General features: G+C 70.3%; 3 protein-coding genes. All 3 read right to left on the minus strand.

Translation table 11 applies throughout. From position 1 onward, the window contains the following. Window positions 1-1,023: 1,023 nt before the first annotated feature. A complete protein-coding gene (locus QIS96_RS37515; protein ID WP_282547372.1) occupies window positions 1,024-2,298 on the minus strand; it encodes a hypothetical protein in 1,275 nt (424 codons plus the stop codon). A gap of 1,140 nt (window positions 2,299-3,438) precedes the next feature. Beyond that, window positions 3,439-4,500 carry a serine/threonine-protein kinase gene (locus QIS96_RS37520; RefSeq protein ID WP_282547373.1) on the minus strand — a complete coding sequence of 354 codons (1,062 nt, stop codon included), beginning with the start codon at window positions 4,498-4,500 and terminating at the stop codon, window positions 3,439-3,441. A 728-nt stretch (window positions 4,501-5,228) separates the two neighbouring features. Beyond that, on the minus strand, window positions 5,229-6,116 hold an 888-nt coding region (locus tag QIS96_RS37525), incomplete at its 5' end, for a helicase associated domain-containing protein (protein WP_282547374.1).

The following is a 6,116-nucleotide window of genomic DNA, read 5'->3' on the forward strand; positions in this document are numbered from 1 at the left end:
CCCCCGGCCTGCTCCCCTCGGCCTGCTCCCCTCGGCCTGCTCCCCTCGGCCTGCTCCCCTCGGCCTGCTCCCCCCTCCGGCCTGCTCCCCCCCGGGACCTGCTCCCTTCGGCCTGCCCTCCCCGTCTGCTTCCTTCCGACCGCCTGCGGCCCGCCCTCCGTCTGCTTCCTTCCGACCGCCTGCGGCCCGCCCTCCGTCTGCTTCCTTCCGACCGCCTGCGGCCCGCCCCTTCCGTCTGAACCCTCGCTTGTCCTCTCCCGCTGCCCCAGGTCTGCCTTCCCTCCGGCCTGCTCCCTCCCGTCGCCCCGCCCGCCACGCGCCCTCCCTCCCTCCCGCCCCCCCGGGGGGGCCTGCTTCCTCTCGCCTGGCGCTGGCCTGCCCCCTCCTGCTCGCCCCTCCTGCTCGCCCCTCCTGTTTGCCCTTGCTGAGTCCCCGCGCATGAGTCCCCGCGCATGAGTCCCCGCGTATGAATCCCCGAGCATGAGTCCCCGCGTATGAATGCCTGCGCCTGAATCCTGCGTACGTGTCAGTGCCTTGCGCGAGAGGCGCGCACCCCGGGGGCCCGCCGTGGCAGGGCGGGCTCCTCAGGCGCTTTCCTCGGTGCCCTCATCGGCGCGACGTACTGCCGAGCCGGGCTGGTGTCGTGGGCCGGTATCGCGGCTACCGGTCGTGCTCCGGGACAGCGCGCCGGGCGTGGCCGGGGGAGGGGGCGGATTCCCCGGCCATCGGGGCGGGGTGTCGCACGGGGTGACGGGGTGAGGCGGGTGTGCAGGCTGCGCTGGTCCTGACCTGGAGCGAGGTCACGCAGAGGGCGGGGCACGCAAGGGAGGGGGCATGCAGGGGAGGGGGCATGCAGAGGGCGGGGCACGCAAGGGAGGGGGCATGCAGGGGAGGGGGCATGCAGAGGGCGGGGCAAAGGCCGTTATGGCCTTTGCCCCGCCGTCCCCGGGCCCGCACTGTGTGTGGCCCTTTCGGCGAGGGTGGCACGCGGCCCACCGCCTGCCGCCCTCGCTTCCTTGTGCCTTACACGGCATCACCGCCGTTGCCGCCGGTGCCGTTGCCGCCGGTGCCGTTGCCGCCGGTGCCGTTGCCGCCGGTGCCGTTCCCGCCGTTCCCGCCGTTGCCGCCGGTGCCGTTGCCGCCGGTGCCGTTCCCGCCGTTCCCGCCGTTGCCGCCGGTGCCGTTGCCGCCGGTGCCGTTGCCGCCGGTGCCGTTCCCGCCGTTCCCGCCGGTGCCGCCGTTCCCGCCGTTGCCGCCGGTGCCGCCGTTACCACCGGTGCCGTTGCCGCCGGTGCCGTCGCCACCATCGCCGTTGGTGCCGCCGTTACCACCGGTGCCGTTGCCGCCGGTGCCGTTGCCACCGTTGCCGTTGGTGCCGCCGTTGCCGCCGGTGCCGTTGCCGCCGGTTCCGTTGCCGCCGTTGCCGCCGGTGCCGCCGTTACCACCGGTGCCGTTGCCGCCGTCGCCGCCGTCCTTGTGCTCTTCCTTCTCCTTCTCCTTCTCCTTGATCTTGTCCTTGACCTTGTCCTCGTCGCACCAGTGCTTCTTGCTCTCCCACCAGTGGTCGTGGTGGTCCACGCTCTTCCAGTAGTGCTTGTTGTGCGGCTTGGCGAAGAAGTGGAAGTCGTTATGGCTATCCCAGAAGTACAGCTTCTGGTGCTTTACGACGATGTAGTAGATCTTGTAGTGGTGGTCCCAGTGGAACTTCTTGCCGCCGGCCCAGCAGGTGTTCTTCTCGTCGTGGTCGCTGGTGTCGGGGCTGCTGTTGCCGCCGTTGCCGCCGGTTCCGTTGCCGCCCGTGCCGTTACCACCGTTGCCGCCATTACCGCCGTTCCCGCCGTTGCCGCCGGTTCCGTTGCCGCCGGTCCCGTTCCCGCCGTTGCCGCCGGTGTCGCCGGTGTCGTGGTGGTCGCTCTCGTGGTCGCTGGTGTCGGGGCTGCTGTTGCCGCCGTTGCCGCCGGTTCCGTTGCCGCCCGTGCCGTTACCACCGTTGCCGCCATTACCGCCGTTCCCGCCGTTGCCGCCGGTGCCGTTGCCGCCGGTGCCGTTGCCGCCGTTGCCGCCGGTGCTGGGCTTGTGGTCCTTGTTGTGGTGCTTGCTCCAGCAGTAGTCCAGCTTGTGCTTCTTGTGCTGGGGGGTCATGGCTGTGGCCGATGTGGAGGACATCGGGGCCGCCGTCGCGGCGGTGGCCGGCAGGATGACGCCTCCGGCGACGACGACAGCCGACGCCGCTGCCGTGGCCAGAGCCAGCGGGCGCTTGGAGCGGGCGTTGCCGGGGGTGCGGGGAGAGGGGTTCATGGTTCCTCCTGAGGTGTTTGTCTGCGGTCTGCGCCCCCGTCGCCGTCTGCGGTGTTTCCGGTGGGGCCGCTCAACCAGTAGGCCCGTTTAGTCCGTTTTGGTCATGCTCCGAGGGTTCGTGACTTGACGAATGCAAAGAACCCGGCTAAAGCCACGAAACGCACACCCCGGACCGCCCGCGCCCTGCACAGAGCCACCCCGGCCCACGCCCCCGCCACCGGCCGCACGCCACAGGTGCACCCCTCGACATGGCACATGCGAAGGACGTACGACACCGGCGACCCCACCCTGAAGGCAAGCCCGGCGAACCCGGCGCCGGCAGACAAGAACCCGCCCCGTGCCTGACTGCATCACCAGGGGCCCCGGCCTATCCCGGGCCCTAGACCGAAGCAGGCCGGGCCGGCGAGGGCGGCGACAGAACAAGCACCCACCCGGCACCGCCGACCAGGCACCCCCGCCCGGCCCCGCCGACCAGGCACCCCCGCCCGACCCCGCCGACGGCGAACCACCCTGTGCGGCAAGCGAACGGGCAGAAAGACACACACCGAGCAGCCCCCCGCCCAGGCGCACACATCACCACCGGTCAACACCCGGCCCGCGCCGCACGGATGCCAACACAGCCCCAGCCCCCGACCTGCACCGGCCCCCGTCACCCCACCCGCGCCCACCCTCCAGGAGAGGGCCGGCCCACCACCAACTCACCACCAAGCAACGACAGTTGGGCAGCACCCCCACCACCGCACAGAAAGCCCGGTACACGGATCCCCGCACCTGGGCACCCAACTGGGCGTTCAAGACAAGGAGTTGCAGAACCCACCCGCACCCCTGCAGCCCACACGGACACCCCCGGCCGGAAGACGAAGCCGACCCGGCGCCCCCGTCCAGGGACCCCCGCAACGCTCACGGCAGGCGGCGCGTGCAGACAACGCGCCGCGAAATACCACTCAGCCGCGCATCATCACCGAGCCCGCCCGCCCGCACTGATGCAGACGTACGAGGCCAGGAACCCCCACGCCAGACACCCGCCCCTGTGCCGCAGAAGGCGAAGGCGAAGGTGCACACGGAGGCGGAGGAGGAGAGGGAGAGAAGGCCGGCCGCGATGAAGCCCCGGCCGCCCGCATCATCGCCCTCCCCTCCTCCTCACTGGCCGGCGGGGCCGGCGGGGCCGGCGAAGACCGGCTGGGCCCAGGCGGGCGGATCAGGAGGCGACCCGGCACCCGTATGGTCCGGCAGAACCGGCGCACGCACCCCCAGCCCGCCCCGCTCGACGCCACCCAGCGCCGCCTCTCCCCGCCCCGCCTCTCCCCGCCCCGTCCCGCCCTGAGCCGCAGCACGCAGGGCCGCCACGAACTGAAGGCAGGAGCTGTACCGGTCCTCACACGCCTTGGCCAAAGCCCGTGCCAACACCTCATCCATCGCCGCCGCCGTACCCGGACGCCTCTCACTCAGAGCGGGCGGAGTGTCGTACTGATGGGCCCACAGAAGCTCCAGAGGATCATCACGCCTGAACGGCGGCTGCCCCGCGAGAGTCTCGTACACGACACAGGCAAGGCTGTACAGATCACACCTGCCGTCCACCGGCCGCCCCGCGATCTGCTCCGGCGCCACATAGTCGAGCGTCCCCACGAACTCACCCACCGACGTGAACCCGGTCAACGACAGAGACTTCTTCGTCAGCCCGAAATCCGTGAGATAGACATGCTCGGGATGATCACTGTCCGTCCCCCGCGCCACCAGCACATTGCCGGGCTTGACATCCCGATGCACCAGATCATGCTCATGCGCCGCATCCAGAGCCGACGCCACCTGGGCAGCAATACGCAACGCAGTGGAAACCGGCAACGGCCCATCCCGATCGAGCAACGCCCGCAGATCCGGCCCCGGCACATACCGCATGGCGATATACAGGACACCATCCGCCTCGCCGGCCTCGAAGACCGGCACGATATGAGGATGATCCAGCGCGGCCGCCACCCGCTGCTCATGCGCGAACCGACGACGGAAAGTGTCATTGCCGACCATGTCCTCGGTCAGCAACTTCAGCGCCACCGTCCGCTGAAGACGCAGATCCCTCGCCCGGTACACCACCGCCATCCCACCCCGACCCAGCTCACTCTCCACCCGATAGCCCGCGATCTGCGCTCCCACCAACCGCCCCGCCCCACCCGCGGACGGCCCCCCGCCACCACTGGCCGCACCCATCACCCACCCCCCGCCCGCACACCCCCGGCCCTCATGCCACCCGAGCCCCACCCCCACAACCCCAAACCGGCAAAACGCCCATCCATGAACAAATTCTATCCATCACCCCCACCCCACCACGACCAGAACCCAACCCACCCCAACCCGCCCCAACCCACGCCGCCTCCCGCCCTCCCACCAGCGCACGCCCACCTGATCAAGATCGACTCGACATGCCTGCGAGGGACGTTCAAGCCCCTGTGTCGGCAGTCGTGCCGCACACGGCAACTTCTGCGACTGGACGCGTCCGACCGTCCTCACCCGCACTGCCTTCGCCCGCACCGCCCTGAAACGCACCGGCCGACCCTGCGTCGACGAAGAAGTCTTCTGCTGGGCCTTCGGCAAGCTCAGCTCCGCACGTTGACCCACATCCGCGACTACCTGCGCTTCTCCAACTCGTCGGGATCGTCTTGTGGTTGGTTGGGGCTGGGTTTGGTGTAGGTGGGTGGCGGTGGTGACGTCTCTGTCCAGGGCGCTGAGGCGTGGTGGGTTGTGGTGTGGGTCGGTCACGACGGCGTGTAGTTCGTCGCCGACCTTCGGGGGTGCGGCATCACCGCGTCATGAGGGGTGTTGTGACTGGTCGATGAACCCTTCGACACCCGTTCCCGCGACGCGCACGATGCAGCCGACGCGACTGACCACTCTGACCTCAACGACAAGTTCCTCGTGCCGTTCCAACATGCTTCCTCTCACCAGCGCATGCCGAGCTGGTCGAGGTCGCCGCGGCGCTCTGCGGTGAGTTTCGCCGCTCGGCGCCGTGTGTTGGCCACCCACATCCCCAAAGCCACAAGCACCGTGCCTTCGGGGCTGGTCTCACGTCCCGTAGCGGCCGGGCCGGCGTCCTCGACAGACAGTTCCTCGACGTGCTTACGGGGGACGTTCAAGTGCCCCCCCCGCGCGTAAAACCGCCGTGCGGCAGCAAGGTTGAGCAGCCACTTGTCGTCCTGTGTCCGCTTCACGGGCCACTCCTCGCCCCGGGCCGCCTCAACACCCACCACGTGGACGAGCAGCCACTGCTGGGCGGGCTGCAGCGCCTCGAAACCGTACCGCTGCGCCTGAACCCACCGGCCGAGGTCCTCGCCCTGCACCACCACCTCACCCACGGCCGACGGCAGGCTCCCGCCGCCGGCCACACGCGCCTGAACGAGGCGAAAACAGCGCTGCCAGCCCACATCCCAGGCTGGGCACCAGCCGGGATCGATCTCTTCCAACGCCTCACGCCGAGACTCGGGCAACGCCCCGGCCACCGATCCGACCGACTGCCCGCTCGCGCGCTGCTCCTCGACCTCGTCGGCGACCTTCGCAGCAGCCCGCTGCGCCTTGGCCCAGTTCCCGACGGGGTAGCCGTTCCACACCGCGCCCACCGGCGGCAGGAAATGCCCGTGCTCCAGGGCCCATTCACGAGCCGCAGCGAGCCCTTCCTCGAACGCGACGTCCTGGTGCGACCACACCGTCCCCAACCCATCCAGCTCCGCGACCCGCTCGGCTTCCAGGCGTCCAGCTTTGAAGGTCTTGCGTCGGGTGGCGAGCCACGATGCCCTTGGCTCGGTCGACGGAGTCGGCCAGGGCGAGCGCGC

The sequence above is a fragment of the Streptomyces cavernicola genome (genome assembly GCF_029968035.1).
GTDB lineage: Bacteria > Actinomycetota > Actinomycetes > Streptomycetales > Streptomycetaceae > Streptomyces > Streptomyces cavernicola.

What these genes read in the sequence shown, in the direction of transcription:
- QIS96_RS37515 (WP_282547372.1), bottom strand. Translation starts at nt 2,298, where the DNA reads ATGAACCCCTCTCCCCGCACCCCCGGCAACGCCCGCTCCAAGCGCCCG.
- QIS96_RS37520 (WP_282547373.1), bottom strand. Translation starts at nt 4,500, where the DNA reads ATGGGTGCGGCCAGTGGTGGCGGGGGGCCGTCCGCGGGTGGGGCGGGG.